Here is a 14,646-nt window from a genome sequence, read left to right as displayed (position 1 = left end):
AGGGGAAATCATGACGCATTCTTCGCAGGACGTACGCGCCGCGCTTGAGCCAGCCCTCGCGGCGGGCATCACGGCGGACGTGCCTGGGTTCGGTGAGAGCGAGCGCTATCGCGCGTTGCCGTCTGCGCCCACGGCGATTCCGGTCGGCAAAGTGTTCGAAACATTGCCGCTCACGCGCGAGCATTTGAAGAGCTGCCTGGCGCTCTTCTTCGTGTTCGTGATCGAGGCGTGGGAGATGATGATCATCGTCTACAGTTCACCGCTTATCTCGCACGACTTCAATCTCGGGCCGGTTGCGATCGGGAACCTGATTGGTGCGATCTTCGTTGGCATGGGCATCGGGTCTATTTTCTGGGGACCGCTTTCGGAGCGCCTCGGGCGCAAGCGCTCGATCATCTGGAGCCTCGTGATGTATGGCGTCGTCTCGACCGCGAGCGCGTTCTCACCCGACTACGCCACGCTTTACGCCCTGCGGCTCGTCTCGGGCGTCGTTGCGGCGGGCATGCTCGTCGTGACGTTCCCGTATTTCGAGGAGCTACTGCCCGTGCGCAAGCGCGGCCCGTTCACGGTCTACCTCGCCGCGGGCTGGCCCATTGGCATGATCCTCGCCGTATGCGCGACGATCTGGCTGATGCCATTCGGCTGGCGGTGGGTCATTGGCGTGAGTTCGGTGGCGGCTTGCTGGGCGCTCGTGGTCGCGCGCTGGGTGCCGGAGTCCCCCTACTGGCTGGCCGCCGCGGGCCGGCAGGAAGAGGCGCGCGCGGCGATCGCGCGTCTGAGCCGCGGCGCGACGCACATCGCACCTCACCACACGCTGCACGTGGAGGCCGTTGTGAGCAGCGTCTGGCGCGACCTCTTCGCGGGGCGTACCTTCTTGATAACGATCTTGCAGGTGTGTATCAACTTCACGTTCGCATGGGGCTACTGGGGGTTGCAGACATGGCTGCCCACGCTGCTCCAGCAGCGCGGACTGAGTCTGCCGCAAAGCTATGGCTTTATCGCGCTCTCGGCCTTGTGCATGATACCGGGCTACGTCAGCGCGTCGTTCCTCACCGGGCGCTGCGGCCGCAAGAAGGTGATGATCGTGTACGTGGCGCTATCGGCCGTCGCAGGCTATGTCTTCGCGAATGCACAAACGCTGGGTGCGCTGTACATCAGCAACTTCGCACTCGCGTTCTTCAGCCTTGGCGCGTGGGGTGTTTGGGATACGTGGGTAGCCGAGATGTACACGACGAGGCTACGCACGATCGGTTATAGCTGGGCCATCCTCGCACAGCGGCTCGCCAACTTTGCCGCGCCGACTTTCATCGGCTTTCTTGTGGCGCGGGGATCGTCGTTCAACATGACGACCACCTTCATCAATCTCTTTCTCGTCGTCACAGTGCTGCTCGCGTTGATGCTGCCAGAGACGGAAGGCAAGGAGCTCGCATGACGCCCAACGCTCAGCCAGATCAGAACGCGCCCGTACTCGGGACGTGGCGCAACCCGTATGGATCGCTGCTTGAGATCGCGCAGCACGAGGCGAACGGGCACGTGAGCGGCACGTACCGTTCGGAAACAGGCGCGACGGGAACCTATCCCGCTTCAGGCTGGATTGGCGAGGCGCACGACGGCAACCGGCCGTTCGCGATCTCGGTGCGCTGGCGTCCGCTCGACAGCGACGTGATCGACCCGGGCTGGCATTGGGTTTCGATCATGACAGGCGTTCTCTATGGAGGCGCGCGCTTTCAGGTCTTGCACGGACTCGTGGCGTCCGGCCCATTCGATGCGATCGAACTGGCCGAGGCGGGTGTCTACTCCGAGACGTTGACATTCGAACGCGTGAGTGTGCCTGTTCCTGCTGTGCGCGCTGCCGTGCCCCGGCTTTCGTCACGCTCGGCGGTGGGGATGCGTGGTGTGAAGAACGGCTGGATCGAATCCCTGGAATACACGTACGACGAGTTCGGCAGCGTCAGTGGAACGCTCAAGACGCGTGACGGCGCGCAGCTCATGCTGTTGGGCTTTACCGACCCTTCGCCGGAATGCACGCTACAGAGCGTAGCGCTGGCTGCGCTCGACCGGGCGCACGACGGACGCATGCGGGCGATCGGGTTGGGCGGCTTCGTCGACCGCCACGCGAGGCGCGTGACGCTGGAGCGCTTCACCGCGCGAGCCGTTGCGCACGGCAACCGCTATGCGGGCGTTTCGGTCGCGCACGAGACGCTCGAAGTTGCGTTCATCGAGCTATCGAGCGGCGCAGCGCGCAACGAAGTCATGACGTCATGAAAGCATCATCGTCCATTCAATAGCGATAAGCACAATACGAGGAGAATAGAAATGAACCGGATGCGAAGCTTGACCGTCGCCGCCGTCCTTATGTTTGCTGCGGGCGTAGCCACAGCGCAGGGCGGCTCGCCGCTCACGCCAGAGTCGGCATCTGAGATCATCGCGGCCACGGCGCGCAACAAGCAGATGGTGGCGGACGTGCATGCGGCGCTCGGCGCGGCAGGTATCGACACCAGCAAGGTGAAGGTACGCGCTCGCGACGGCGTCGTGACGCTGAGCGGCAGAGTGGCCGATGCCGCAGCGGTCGAAGCGGCGTCTTCCGCGGCGGCCGAGGCAAGCGGCGTGAGGGCAGTGCGCAACAAACTGCGCCCGGCCCATTGATGTTTTTGCCGCGATAACGATCGAAAGTCGAACCTGGCCTCACGGAATTTGCGTCCGCCGGCTAGCCATTCAATCCGGAACGGCTCGTTCTCGCGTTCTGGATTGCAGCCGCAGCCTGTTGCTCAGAGAAAGACAGATCTTGCGACTTCGCAGAACTTCTGCGCCACAGGATTTGCCATCTCGGGCAAGGCGAGACTCAAGCCAATTTCTGCGGCGTCTGAAATATCGGCAATGGCGCGATAGACAACCCGATCGATGATGTAATTGCGCATTGTCGAAGGCACCAGCGCAACGCCCAGACCACTTTCGACAAGAGATAAAACCGTCTGGATCTGCGTGGCTTCCTGATTGATCTTCGGACTGAACCCGGCCCGATGACACGCCAGCATGGCCATGGCCTGTAGACCCGCCGCCTGTTCCCTGGAATAGAACACAAACGGCTCGGACGCCAGATCGCTCATCAACAGTTCAGCCTTCTGGCTCAGGCTGTTACCCGCTGGCAGCGCGGCCATAAACGGTTCCGTGATGAGCGGCACGACCCTCAGTTGCGTCGAGATCAGCAGCGGCGTGCGGATCAAGCCAATGTCGAATTCGCCACTTTCCACGTTCTCGACGATACGTGTCGAGATCGATTCCTTTAGCACGAGTTCAACATTCGGATATTCGGCCCGGAAGATTCGCAGGCTCTTTTGCAGCAGGCCCTGCATCGTTGAACCCACGAATCCGATGACCAGTGCACCCCCGGTTCCCTCTTTTGCTGCACGGGCGGCGATCAGCATCTGCGAATTGTGGAAGAGCAGTTTGCGTGCGTCCGCCAATGCGGCTTTTCCGCTTGCCGTGAGCGATACGCCACCGGCACCGCCGCGTTCGAAAAGGCGCAGCCCGATATCCGCTTCGAGTTTCTGGATGGAAACGGAAAGCGGGGGCTGCGCCATGTTCAGACGTTCGGCGGCACGACGGAAATTCAATGTCTCCGCAAGCGTTACAAATTGCCGTACTCGCCGCAGATCGAGCATTGGATCATTCGGTGATTGCATATCCGCCTTGTTCTCGTAGTTCCGTGCCAGCCGTGTTCATCTCACTTGTTGAAGTTCGGCGGGCGCTTTTCCAGGAACGCGCTCACGGCCTCACGGTGCTCATCGGTCTTGTGCGCGACGGCCTGGAACACGGCACTGAGTTCCAGAACCGAATCAAGGCGTCCGTGGATGCCTTCGCGTATGAGTTTCTTGGTCATTCGCATTGCATACGGGGGATGCACCGCGATACGCTCGGCCAGCTCGCGAGCGGCGCTCATTAATTGGTCATGGGCAACGACGCGGGAGACCAGGCCATATTCGAGCGCTCGCTGAGCGTCGATGATCTCGGCGGTGAACGTCATTTCCGATGCACGGGCCAGACCGATGACACGCGGAAGCAGCCACGCACCGCCATCACCAGGGATTATGCCGAGTTTGACGAAACTCTCGGCAAATTTCGCCTTTTCCGACGCAATGCGGATATCGCACATACAGGCCAGATCCAGTCCCGCACCAATGGCAGGACCATTGACGGCAGCGATCACGGGCACATCGAGGTTGAACAGTGCGAGCGGCAGGCGCTGGATGCCGGTGCGATAGTCCTCGCGGATCGTGGCCACGTTCACCTCGGGGTCGGCCTGCTTTTGCATCGTCTTGATGTCGCCCCCGGTCGAAAACGCCGGATCCGCACCCGTAATGATCACAGCGCGCACACTCGTATCGTTTTGAATGCGGGTAATTGCGGATAGGAATTCATCGACCACGCTATTGCCGGTTAGCGGATTACGTCGCTCCGCATCGAGCATGGTCAGGGTAACTACATGATTTTCTTGGGTATACGACAGAAAATTGCTCATTTAAGGGTTTGTCCCATGGTGGAGATGACGTGACCGGTATTGAGCATAAGTCACGGTGCGGGCGATACGCAAAGCGTATCAAATTCACGGAAATTAATATTGGACGATCAACCTTACGACGCCATAGACTGGATTCAAGACCGACATATCGGAGACAACGGAATATGAAATCTGCCCTTGGGCACATCAAGGTTCTTGACCTCACGCGTATCCTTGCGGGCCCGTGGGCCACGCAGAATCTGGGCGATATGGGTGCGGAAATCATCAAGGTCGAACGCCCCAGGGTTGGCGACGATACGCGCGCATGGGGGCCTCCATTTCTTAAGGATGCCGAAGGAAAAGAAACGACGGACTCTTCGTACTTCCTGGCGGCGAATCGCGGCAAGAAGTCGATCACGGTTGACATGTCGAAGCCCGAAGGGCAGGCGCTGATCCGTGAGATGGTGAAATCGGTTGACGTTGTCGTCGAAAACTACAAGGTCGGCGATCTCAAGCGCTACGGTCTGGATTACGAGTCGCTCAAGGATCTGAATCCGCGACTCGTTTACTGCTCGGTTACGGGCTTCGGTCAGGACGGTCCTTACGCGGCGTTGCCGGGCTATGACTTCGTATTCCAGGGAATGGGCGGACTCATGTCGATCACGGGGTTGCCCAATGGCACGCCCTATGACGAACCGATGAAGAGCGGTCTGGCCGTCAGCGACCTCTTTACCGGCATGTATGCCACGGTCGCCATCCTCGCCGCACTCGAATATCGCAATGTCAGCGGCGTCGGGCAGCACATCGACATGTCCCTGCTCGACAGCATCGTCTCGATCACTTCGTACCAGTCGATCAACTACTTCCTGAGCGGCAACGTGCCGAATCGCATGGGCAACGCTCACTCGAACATGGTTCCCTATCAGGTATTCCGCTGCAAGGAAGGGGACATCATCGTTGCGGTCGGCAACGACAGCCAGTATCAGTCGTTCTGCAAGGTATTGGGCCGAGATGATCTGGCGACGGATGACCGCTATTCGACGCCCGGCAATCGCAACCGGAACCGCACCCTGCTGATTCCCGAAATCGTGCCCGAAATGCTCAAGCGCACGATGACGGAGTGGGTCACGGCGCTCGAAGCAGCGAACGTGCCGTGCGGCCCGATCAACAACATCAAGCAGGTATTTGAGGACCCGCAGATCCAGCATCGCGGTCTTCAGATGAGCCTGCCGCACTCGATCGGTGTCGACGCGCCGTCTGTCGCCAATCCGATTCGCATGTCCGAAACCCCGCTTCAATATGTGAAGTCGGCGCCGCTGCTCGGCGAGCACACGGAAGCCGTGCTCAACGATCTGCTCGGACTCGATGCCGCCCGGATCGAAGAACTGCGCGCCAGCGGCGCCATCTGATCACTACGGAGCGTGTATGAGCAAGAAAGCATTCGCATCCATCGACGACCTGAAAGCCTTCGTTGGACAGGATCCGGTTTTCGGTGCGCCCATCACGATCGATCAATCGATGATCGACGCGTTCGCCGGCGTGACAGGGGATCATCAATGGATTCACGTTGACGAGGAACGCGCGGCGAAAGAATCACCTTATGGTTCGACGATCGCCCATGGTCTGCTCTCGCTCTCGCTGATCACGAGTTGGTACAACGAACTCTTCGAGTATCCGGGCCGCGAGATGTCGCTCAACTATGGCTTTGACAAGATCCGCTTCATCAAGCCCGTGCCGGTTAACACGAAGATGGTCGGCGGTTATCAGATTGCCAGGGTGGAGGACGTGAAGGACCGCGTATGTCGCGTCTACTGGAAGGTGAGCGTGGGCGAGCCGGGTGCGGACAAGCCGGCGATCGTTGGCGACTGGATCATGCAGATGAGCTACTGAGGACACAATGGCCGCACTTGAACTCACGAGACACGGGTCGGTTGCCGTTCTGACCATGAACCGGCCGGAAGCACGCAATGCACTCAATGCGCAAATGCGCGCTGAATTCGCGACACTGCTGCCCGACATTCGCGACGACGATTCGATTTCCAGCGTTGTCCTAACAGGAGCCGGTGGTCATTTCTGCGCGGGCGGCGACATCAAGGGCATTACCGAAGCCGCATCGGCCAATGACGTGTTTGAAGGGCGCACACGCATTCTCGACATGCACCGCTGGTTCGACGAACTCGTGGACCTCGAAAAACCGGTTATTGCGGCAGTCGAAGGCTCGGCCTTCGGTGCCGGTCTGTCATTCGCCCTGGCATGCGATTTCGTGTTCTCGGCCCCGGATGCGAAATACTGCGCGGTGTTCGCGAGAATCGGTTATACGCCGGACCTGGGCGGCATGTATCTGCTGCCTCGCGCGGTGGGGCTGGCCAATGCAAAGATGCTCGCATTCTCCGCGAAGGTGCTGGACGCGAAGCTCGCGCTTGGCATGGGGCTCATCCAGCGCGTGGTCGACGAGGGCTCGGTGCTCGAAGACGCAATCGAATTTGCACAGCGTTTCGAGAACGCTCCGCACGGTGCGATCGGGATCATGAAATCGGTGATGAACCGGGCCTTCGAGTCGGATCGAGGCACCGTCTACAGGCAGGAGGCGATGGCACAGGCGATGTGTCGCGAATCGGCCTTCCTCAAGGAGGCAGCCCGTCGCTTCGTCGAAAAAGAACCGCCGCTGTATCAATGGAACGAGAAGTAGGGAGACAGGAAGTGGATCAGAATTTTTCGCTTGAAAACAAGCAGGTTATCGTCACGGGCGCAGGTCAGGGGATTGGCCGCGCGCTCGCTGTCGAAATCGCCAGACTCGGTGGCCGGGTTGTCGCCGTTGATATGAACGCGGAAGGGCTCAACACGCTGAAGGCCGAACTCGGCGACCGCTGTGTGAGCGTCACAGGTTCTGTCACGGATCCGGCAACCGCCGCCGCTGCAATCGAAGCCGGTGTGGCTGAATTCGGCGGCGTCAACGGTCTCGTCAACAACGCGGGCATCACGCGCACGGCCATGATCGACAAGATGACGATCGAGCAATGGCAGCAGGTGATCGACGTTCACCTCACAGGATCGTTTCACTTCCTGCAAGCACTGGGCCGTCACCTGATCGCGCGTTCGAAGGCCGGTGAAAAGATCGCAGGCTCGATCGTCAACGTCTCGTCGGACGCCGGCCGCAACGGTACCGTTGGCCAGATCAACTACGGTACCGCCAAGGCAGGTGTGTTCGGCATGACCATGTGTGCCGCACGCGAATGGGCCAGGTACAACATTCGTGCGAATACCGTGGGCTTCGGTGTCGTCGAAACGCCGATGACCGAAGTCATCCGTGGTGAAAAATTCCGCGACCAGTACATGGCAAAGATTCCGCTTGGCCGCTTCTCCGAGCCGACTGAAGTGGCGCGTCCGGTCTGCTTTCTGCTCAGCGATGCGGCTTCGTACATGACGGGCCAGCATCTGTCGGTCAACGGCGGTTCTGCGATTTCGGTGTAAGTATGACGACGATCCTCGACCGTTTGACGCCAGCCACATTGCCCGAGCATGCTCAGGTATTTCGCTCCGAAGTGCAGCAATTCCTTCGCGCTGAACTGCCGCCGGCCTCGGCAGATCAGCGTTCCCGTTCCTGGATGGGCTTCGATGCCCAGTTCAGTCGCAAACTGGCAGCCCGCGGATGGGTCGGCGTGACATTGCCCAAGGAGTGGGGCGGGGCGCAAATGGACGCCTTCTCGCGCTTTGTGCTTGTGGAAGAACTGCTGACCTCGGGTGCGCCGGTCGCGGCGCACTGGATCGCGGACCGGCAAAGCGGGCCCCTCATCAACAAGTTCGGCACCGATTCACAGCGCGCATTTTATCTCCCGAAGATCTGCCAGGGCGAAGCGTTTTTCTGCATCGGAATGAGCGAACCGAATTCGGGATCGGATCTTGCCAGTATCCGGTCGAGGGCGACGCCGCTGGCCGAAGGCGGATGGTCGCTCTCGGGTCGCAAGATCTGGACGACCAACGCGCATCATTGCCAGTACATGATCGCACTGGTTCGCACCTCGGGTACGCCGGAAGACCGGCACAACGGTCTGTCGCAGGTCATCGTCGACCTGAAGGCGCCGGGCGTCACGGTACGACCGATCGTCGATCTCGCTGGCGACGCGCACTTCTCGGAGGTGTTCTTCGACGACGTCAAGTTAGGTACGGATGCCCTGATCGGTGCAGAGGGTGCAGGCTGGATGCAGGTCAACGCCGAACTCGCATTCGAGCGTTCGGGGCCCGAGCGCATCTATTCGAGCATCGTGCTTCTCGATCGGTGGGTTCAGCATCTGCGTGATACCCGCGACGCCCGGCACAACAAGACAATTGGTCGTCTGTTCGCGCACCTGAGCGCGCTTCGTGAACTTTCGATTTCAGTCACGTCGCTGCTGGTCGCCGGCGAGAGCCCGCTCGTCGAATCGGCCCTGGTCAAGGATCTCGGCACCACATTCGAGCAGGAAATCGCATCCATCGTTGAAGACGCGCTGGGCCTCGATCCGGGTGCGCAGATCGATGCGGAGCTGGTGCGCGCCAGCCAGTACATCAGCCAGGTCTGTCCGACGTACTCACTGCGTGGCGGCACCCGCGAAATCCTGCGTGGCATGATCGCACGCGGTCTTGGCTTGCGTTAAGGAATTATTGTCATGTTTAACGAAGCATTCGAATCCATTCTCCAGGATAAGTGCACACCGCAGGTCGTTCGCCAGATTGAGGGCGATGGTGCTTACACGGAACTATGGAACGCAGTGGCAGACGCGGGATTCCTTGACCTGATGGCGAGTGAGGATGACGGCGGTGCGGATCTCGACCTTGCGGGCATCTTTCCGATCCTGGTGATGCTCGGCGCCTATGCCACGCCGCTTCCGATCGGCCAGGCAATCGTGCTGCGTACCCTCCTGCCGCGCGATGCCATTCCAGGCGGCATCGTCACGCTCGCGCCATCGCTGGACCACAACAAGATGGGCGCCATGGTCGCGCCGCGTGTGCCGTTTGGCGGGATTGCGGATTATGTCGTGGCCGAAACAGAAGACGCCTATCTCGTGCTGGATGCAGGGCGTGCGCAGCGTTCGCTGATCGGTATCCATCACGACGGCACGGCAGATCTGTGCTGGGATGCGTCCGTGACGGGCGAGGCAGCAAGCATCGTCAAGGACAACTTCATACGCGGAAATGTCCAGGCATGGGGCGCAGCACTGCACGCCGCGCAGATCGTGGGTGCAATGACACGCTGTTTTGAACTCACGCTGCAATATGGCAACGACCGTTCACAGTTTGGCAAGCCGATTGGCAAGTTTCAGTCGATCCAGCATCAACTCGCGGAGATGGCCGAACATGTGGCTGCTGCCCGCATGGCCACCATTCGTGCTTTCAGCAAGGGCGCACGCACGCCGTCTACCTTCCCGGCGGCAGTGGCCAAGGGCAGAGCCAGTGAGGCGGTGAAAACCGTGGCTGCAATCTCGCATTCGGTCCATGGCGCGATCGGTATCACCGAAGAATACGATCTTCAACTTTATACACGCAGATTGCATGCGTGGCGTCTCGCACACGGATCCGAATCTCACTGGTACGAGATTATCGGTCGGGCAAGTCTTGAATTCGAGAATATCGCGATCACCGATATCCTTAAACGGTAAGCCGGCGATGGTGCCTTAAACGAAGTCCACGCTAATTTTAGTATTGGATTTCGGGCCGGAGTCGTTAGCCGGCCTGACGGTGACGAGTAACAACAATAACCATGGAGACTGAGTCGTGATTGAAAAGGCCATCCTCGCCAACCCGGAATATATGCGGATCGTAAGGTCGCGTCGTAATTTCCGATGCGCACTTCTGGCAGTCAACCTTGTCTGCTTTTACATCGTCATGGCAATCATGGGTTTCTCACCCAGGGCCATGGGAACCCCGCTCTGGGAAGGCTCCTCCATCAGCATTGGGATCCTCGTCGGTCTGCTGCTGATCGTCCTCGTGGTGCTCACCGCATACGCTTATACGGTGCGTGCCGCCAATCTATACGACAAGCGCATGCAGGCTGTCGTCGATCAGGCCCGGGGAGCAATCTGATGAACGCATATCTCCGGTTGCTTCCGGCACTCGGTGCCCTGATCGCAGCGACTTCTGCCCACGCGCAGGACGCGGCAACCGCTGCGAAAACGGATACGAGTTTTGCCGCCATTGGCATGTTCATTCTGTTCGTGCTGAGCACGCTCGTCATCACCCGGTGGGCTGCAAAACGCACGCACACGAAGAAGGACTTCTACTCGGCGGGCGGTGGTCTCACCGGCTTTCAGAACGGTCTGGCCATCAGCGGCGACTTCATGTCAGCCGCTTCGTTCCTGGGCCTAACCAGCGTCGTGTTCCTCACCGGCTATGATGGTTTCATGTTCACGGTGGGCTTCCTCCTTGGCTGGCCCATCGTCATGTTCCTGCTCTCGGAGCCGGTGCGCAATCTCGGCAAGTTCACGGTGGTCGACGTCGTGGCCTATCGCCTCGAACAGGGTCCGATTCGCGTCATGATGGCCTTCACGTCGATCACGGCGGTGATTCTCTACCTCGTGGTGCAGATGGTGGGGGCGGGCAAACTGATCGAACTGCTGTTCGGCCTGCATTACTGGCTGGCGGAAGTGATCGTCGGCAGCCTGATGGTGATCTACGTGTACTTTGGCGGCATGAAGGCCACGACCTGGGTGCAAATGATCAAGGCGACGCTGCTGCTGCTGGGTGTCACGATCATGGCGCTCCTCTCGCTGGCACATTTCGGCTTTCATCCCGATGCGATGTTCAAGGCGGCGAATGACGTGCACCCTGCACACACGGGCATCATGGGCAGCGGCCACATCTTCAAGGATCCGTGGAATGCGCTCTCCTTCGGCATTGGCGGAATTGTCGGCGTGGGCGGCTTTCCTCATTTGCTGATGCGTCTGTTCACGGTGTCCAATGCCAGTGAATCCCGCAAGTCGGTTTTCGTCGCCACGAGTCTGATCTCGTACTTCTATGTACTCGTTCTGATCGTGGGCGTGGGCGCGATCTCGATCCTGTTCGAGCATCCCGAATACTTCAAGGTCGGTGCCGACGGCCATTTCAGCCTGCTCAAGGATCTGGTGGGCGGTCCGAACATGGTGGCGGTCAGTCTCTCGCGTGCAGTTGGCGGCAATCTGTTCTTCGGCTTTATTGCTGCCGTCACGTTCGCGACGATTCTCGCGGTGGTTTCCGGTCTGGTGATCTCGGGTGCGTCCAGCATCTCGCATGATCTGTACGCTTCCTGGATTGCACGGGGTCACGCGGACGACAGGAAGGAAATGAAGATCAGCCGCACGGCGACGGTTGTATTCGGCCTGATTGCCATCGGTCTGGGCATTCCCTTCGAGAATACCAACGTCGCATTCCTCGTGAACGTTGTGGCCGCAATTGCAGGCTCGGCAAATTTGCCGGTCTTCATCATGTCGATTTTCTGGCGGGGTACGACGACACGCGGCGCAGTCGTCGGTGGTCTGCTTGGCCTGATCTCGGCACTTGTCGTGACGCTGTTCTCGGCGCCAATCTGGGTTGCGGTGCTGCATAACGCCAAGCCGCTGTGCTCGCTGAATAACCCGGCACTGATCTCGGTTCCCGTCGCATTCCTGGCGATCTGGTTCTTCTCGGTGACGGACAAGTCGGCACGCGCAGTGAAGGAGCGCGACGCGTTCGATGCGCAGAACCTTCAGGCGCATACGGGTCTGACCGTGAGCGAAGCAGTGGGGCACTGAGTGATTTCGACAACGGGGAACCTTGGCGGTCCCCCTGTTCTGTATCTAGAGGTATGACATGGATTTGCACTACACCGAAGAGGAGATGGCCGTCCGGGAGGAGGTCCGGGTATTCGTGCGCGATAACCTTCCTGAGGATATTCGCACGAAAGTGATGTCGCACCAGCGCATCGAGAAGTCGGATTACGTGCGCTGGCATCGTATCCTGACCGCGCACGGTTGGGGCGCGCCCTCGTGGCCCAAGGAGTGGGGCGGTACCGGCTGGAATCATGTCCAGCGCATGTTGTTCGAGATCGAGATTTACAGCGCCGGCGCCCCGCGTCAACTGCCCTTCGGCCTGACCATGATAGGCCCGGTGCTGATGAAATATGCGAGCGAGGAAATGAAGGCCCGTTTCCTGCCGCGCATTCCTGCTGTCGACGACTTCTGGTGCCAGGGTTATTCGGAGCCGGGTGCCGGTTCGGACCTGGCGTCGCTGAAAACAAAAGCCGTTCGTGTGGGGGACAAATACATCGTGAATGGTCAGAAAACATGGACCACGATGGGACACCACGCGGACTGGATTTTCTGTCTGGTCCGCACGAATGCCGAAGCCAAGCCGCAAGAAGGGATCTCTATGTTGCTGATCCCGATGACGACGCCGGGGGTCACTGTCCGTCCGATTAACACGCTCGACCACGGCTATGAAGTCAACGAGACATGGTTCGAGAACGTCGAGGTGCCAGTCGAAAATCTTGTGGGTGAGGAGAACAAGGGCTGGACGTACGCGAAATATCTGCTCGGTCACGAACGCACGGCAATTGCGGGCATTGGTCACTGCCATCGCGAGCTGCGTCATCTCAAGCGCTATGCGGCGGAGTCGAAGGATGGACGCGGCCGGCGCATGATCGACAATCCGCGTATGCGCGACAAGATCGCGAAGGTGGAGCGCGATCTCGCTGTGCTCGAAATGATGGTGTTGCGCGTGGCGACGCAATCGGAAGGCCAGCCCGGTCCCGAGGCATCGATCATCAAGATTCGCGGCTCGGAGTTGCAGCAGGACATTGCGATGCTGCAACAGGAGGTGGCGGGTCCGCACAGCCGGCCATTCGATCAGGCATGGCTCAAGAAGGGCGCGACGATTCCGGTTGCGGGTCCGCAGTGGGCGGCTGGAGGTACCGCCACCTATCTGGATATGCGCAAGACCTCGATTTATGGGGGTTCGACTGAGGTCCAGAAAAATATCATCAACAAGATGATCATCGGATTTTGAGGTAAATATGGACTTCTCATACAGCGAAGAGCAGCGGATGCTGGCGGACAGCCTGCGTCGTTTCGTAGATCACGAATATACGTTCGCGCACAGGCGCAAGAGCGCTCGCAACGGCATTGGATTTGACCGCGATGTGTGGTCGAATCTGGCGTCCATGGGCGTCGCGGGTCTCACGATCGAAGCGCAGTACGACGGTTTCGATCAGGGTGTCGAAAGCTATCTTGTGGTCAATCGTGAACTTGGCCGAGGCCTCGTCCATGAGCCGGTCATTCCGGTCACGGCGGCTGCCGCTATTCTGTCGGCATACGGCACGCAGGAGCAGAAAGCGGAATGGCTGCCCGGAATTGCCTGCGGTGACTCGATCGTGGTACCCGCCTATTCTGAATCCGGCTCGCGCTACGAACTGGATTCGGTGGCCACGGTTGCGCTTCCCGCCGAAGAGGGTTATGTCATTCATGGAGAGAAAACGGTTGTATGGCACGCACAGGTCGCCGATGCCTATATCGTGAGTGCCCGGCTGGGTTCCGAAAACGGCGATATCCGCCTTTTCCTCGTTCCGCGTGAGAGCCAGGGTTTGGACCTCGTGGTCTATCCGACGATCGACGATCAACGCGCGGCAGACGTGACGTTCAACAACGTCAGGGTCAGCGCCGACGCGCTGATCCACACGCAGGGTGCGGGCGATGAGGCGCTGCGTGTGTGCATCAACCACGGGCTCATCGCACTCTGTGCTCAGGCGCTCGGTGCGATGGAACGCCTGATCGAGATCACGACCGACTATCTGCGTGTGCGGCAGCAGTTCGGCAAACCGCTGGCTGCTTTCCAGGCGCTTCAGCACCGCGTTGCCGATATGCTGATCCAGAAGGAACTGGCCGGGTCTGCGATTTACATCGGCATTCAAGGTCTCTCGGAACCGGACGCCAGCAAGCGCGAGCGCATGATCGCGACGGCAAAACTCGCGATGATCGAGGCGGCACGATTCGTGGGGCAGCAGGCAGTGCAACTGCATGGCGGCATCGGCATGACGGACGAGCTGGAAGTCAGCGATTATTTCCGTTTCCTCACCATGTGTGATCCGATCTTCGGCGATCACGATTACCATGCGCAGGCCTATGCGGACGCGATGGAAGAATAATTCTCGTGAACCTGGTGAACGA

Annotated in this window: 15 protein-coding genes; 13 read left to right on the top strand and 2 right to left on the bottom strand. The window is 59.6% G+C overall.

The window, feature by feature from the left end:
• The first annotated feature begins 10 nt into the window (after positions 1-10).
• The 3 genes from C7402_RS32220 to C7402_RS32210 are packed head-to-tail and all read left to right on the top strand — an operon-like array spanning position 11 to position 2,646.
• A complete protein-coding gene (locus tag C7402_RS32220) occupies positions 11-1,432 on the top strand; it encodes an MFS transporter (RefSeq protein WP_116613542.1) in 1,422 nt (473 codons plus the stop codon).
• Complete coding sequence (locus C7402_RS32215; RefSeq protein ID WP_116613541.1) at positions 1,429-2,265, top strand: avidin/streptavidin family protein; 837 nt, start codon at positions 1,429-1,431, stop codon at positions 2,263-2,265. Before C7402_RS32220 ends, C7402_RS32215 begins: the two co-directional genes overlap by 4 nt.
• 51 nt (positions 2,266-2,316) lie before the next feature.
• Complete coding sequence (locus C7402_RS32210; RefSeq protein ID WP_116613540.1) at positions 2,317-2,646, top strand: BON domain-containing protein; 330 nt, start codon at positions 2,317-2,319, stop codon at positions 2,644-2,646.
• Between the two features lie 122 nt (positions 2,647-2,768).
• Here C7402_RS32210 and C7402_RS32205 read toward each other — a convergent pair whose 3' ends face one another.
• Positions 2,769-3,683 carry a LysR family transcriptional regulator gene (locus tag C7402_RS32205; RefSeq protein ID WP_224040996.1) on the bottom strand — a complete coding sequence of 305 codons (915 nt, stop codon included), beginning with the start codon at positions 3,681-3,683 and terminating at the stop codon, positions 2,769-2,771.
• Positions 3,684-3,724: 41 nt separating this feature from the next.
• A complete protein-coding gene (locus tag C7402_RS32200; RefSeq protein WP_112173946.1) occupies positions 3,725-4,519 on the bottom strand; it encodes a crotonase/enoyl-CoA hydratase family protein in 795 nt (264 codons plus the stop codon).
• Positions 4,520-4,683: 164 nt separating this feature from the next.
• Between C7402_RS32200 and C7402_RS32195 the strand changes: the two genes are divergently transcribed.
• The 10 genes from C7402_RS32195 (at position 4,684) to C7402_RS32150 (ending at position 14,624) form a co-directional block, all read left to right on the top strand.
• The gene (locus tag C7402_RS32195) at positions 4,684-5,907 is read left to right on the top strand and encodes a CaiB/BaiF CoA transferase family protein (protein WP_112173945.1); all 1,224 of its coding nucleotides are present in this window, start codon (positions 4,684-4,686) and stop codon (positions 5,905-5,907) included.
• Between the two features lie 16 nt (positions 5,908-5,923).
• The gene (locus C7402_RS32190; RefSeq protein ID WP_112173944.1) at positions 5,924-6,388 is read left to right on the top strand and encodes a MaoC family dehydratase; all 465 of its coding nucleotides are present in this window, start codon (positions 5,924-5,926) and stop codon (positions 6,386-6,388) included.
• A 7-nt stretch (positions 6,389-6,395) separates the two neighbouring features.
• Positions 6,396-7,187: an enoyl-CoA hydratase/isomerase family protein gene (locus C7402_RS32185; RefSeq protein ID WP_116613539.1), complete on the top strand. Its 792-nt coding sequence runs from the start codon at positions 6,396-6,398 to the stop codon at positions 7,185-7,187.
• Positions 7,172-7,969, top strand: coding sequence for an SDR family NAD(P)-dependent oxidoreductase (locus C7402_RS32180; RefSeq protein WP_116613538.1), 798 nt, complete (start codon positions 7,172-7,174; stop codon positions 7,967-7,969). The genes C7402_RS32185 and C7402_RS32180 overlap by 16 nt, the downstream gene beginning before the upstream one ends.
• A 2-nt stretch (positions 7,970-7,971) precedes the next feature.
• Positions 7,972-9,129, top strand: coding sequence for an acyl-CoA dehydrogenase family protein (locus tag C7402_RS32175; protein WP_116613537.1), 1,158 nt, complete (start codon positions 7,972-7,974; stop codon positions 9,127-9,129).
• A gap of 12 nt (positions 9,130-9,141) precedes the next feature.
• Positions 9,142-10,131 (top strand): acyl-CoA dehydrogenase family protein, encoded by a 990-nt coding sequence (locus C7402_RS32170; protein ID WP_116613536.1) that lies wholly within the window; start codon positions 9,142-9,144, stop codon positions 10,129-10,131.
• Between the two features lie 115 nt (positions 10,132-10,246).
• Positions 10,247-10,555 (top strand): DUF485 domain-containing protein, encoded by a 309-nt coding sequence (locus C7402_RS32165; RefSeq protein ID WP_116613535.1) that lies wholly within the window; start codon positions 10,247-10,249, stop codon positions 10,553-10,555.
• On the top strand, positions 10,555-12,237 hold the full coding sequence (gene actP / locus C7402_RS32160) for a cation/acetate symporter ActP (protein WP_116613534.1): 1,683 nt from the start codon (positions 10,555-10,557) through the stop codon (positions 12,235-12,237). The genes C7402_RS32165 and actP overlap by 1 nt, the downstream gene beginning before the upstream one ends.
• Positions 12,238-12,295: 58 nt before the next feature.
• Entirely contained in the window at positions 12,296-13,489 is a 1,194-nt protein-coding gene (locus C7402_RS32155) for an acyl-CoA dehydrogenase family protein (RefSeq protein WP_116613533.1), read from the top strand.
• Positions 13,490-13,496: 7 nt separating this feature from the next.
• Complete coding sequence (locus C7402_RS32150) at positions 13,497-14,624, top strand: acyl-CoA dehydrogenase family protein (RefSeq protein ID WP_116613532.1); 1,128 nt, start codon at positions 13,497-13,499, stop codon at positions 14,622-14,624.
• Positions 14,625-14,646: the final 22 nt, after the last annotated feature.

It is taken from the genome of Paraburkholderia unamae, from assembly GCF_003096875.1.
GTDB classification, from domain to species: Bacteria; Pseudomonadota; Gammaproteobacteria; order Burkholderiales; family Burkholderiaceae; genus Paraburkholderia; species Paraburkholderia unamae.
Note: the sequence above shows the minus strand (reverse complement) of the source record. Positions and strands in the feature narration are given on the sequence as shown.

Bases quoted from the DNA above. Each gene is read 5' to 3' on its own strand.
- C7402_RS32220 (WP_116613542.1), top strand. From the start codon at position 11: ATGACGCATTCTTCGCAGGACGTACGCGCCGCGCTTGAGCCAGCCCTC.
- C7402_RS32215 (WP_116613541.1), top strand. From the start codon at position 1,429: ATGACGCCCAACGCTCAGCCAGATCAGAACGCGCCCGTACTCGGGACG.
- C7402_RS32210 (WP_116613540.1), top strand. From the start codon at position 2,317: ATGAACCGGATGCGAAGCTTGACCGTCGCCGCCGTCCTTATGTTTGCT.
- C7402_RS32205 (WP_224040996.1), bottom strand. From the start codon at position 3,683: ATGCAATCACCGAATGATCCAATGCTCGATCTGCGGCGAGTACGGCAA.
- C7402_RS32200 (WP_112173946.1), bottom strand. From the start codon at position 4,519: ATGAGCAATTTTCTGTCGTATACCCAAGAAAATCATGTAGTTACCCTG.
- C7402_RS32195 (WP_112173945.1), top strand. From the start codon at position 4,684: ATGAAATCTGCCCTTGGGCACATCAAGGTTCTTGACCTCACGCGTATC.
- C7402_RS32190 (WP_112173944.1), top strand. From the start codon at position 5,924: ATGAGCAAGAAAGCATTCGCATCCATCGACGACCTGAAAGCCTTCGTT.
- C7402_RS32185 (WP_116613539.1), top strand. From the start codon at position 6,396: ATGGCCGCACTTGAACTCACGAGACACGGGTCGGTTGCCGTTCTGACC.
- C7402_RS32180 (WP_116613538.1), top strand. From the start codon at position 7,172: ATGGAACGAGAAGTAGGGAGACAGGAAGTGGATCAGAATTTTTCGCTT.
- C7402_RS32175 (WP_116613537.1), top strand. From the start codon at position 7,972: ATGACGACGATCCTCGACCGTTTGACGCCAGCCACATTGCCCGAGCAT.
- C7402_RS32170 (WP_116613536.1), top strand. From the start codon at position 9,142: ATGTTTAACGAAGCATTCGAATCCATTCTCCAGGATAAGTGCACACCG.
- actP (WP_116613534.1), top strand. From the start codon at position 10,555: ATGAACGCATATCTCCGGTTGCTTCCGGCACTCGGTGCCCTGATCGCA.
- C7402_RS32155 (WP_116613533.1), top strand. From the start codon at position 12,296: ATGGATTTGCACTACACCGAAGAGGAGATGGCCGTCCGGGAGGAGGTC.
- C7402_RS32150 (WP_116613532.1), top strand. From the start codon at position 13,497: ATGGACTTCTCATACAGCGAAGAGCAGCGGATGCTGGCGGACAGCCTG.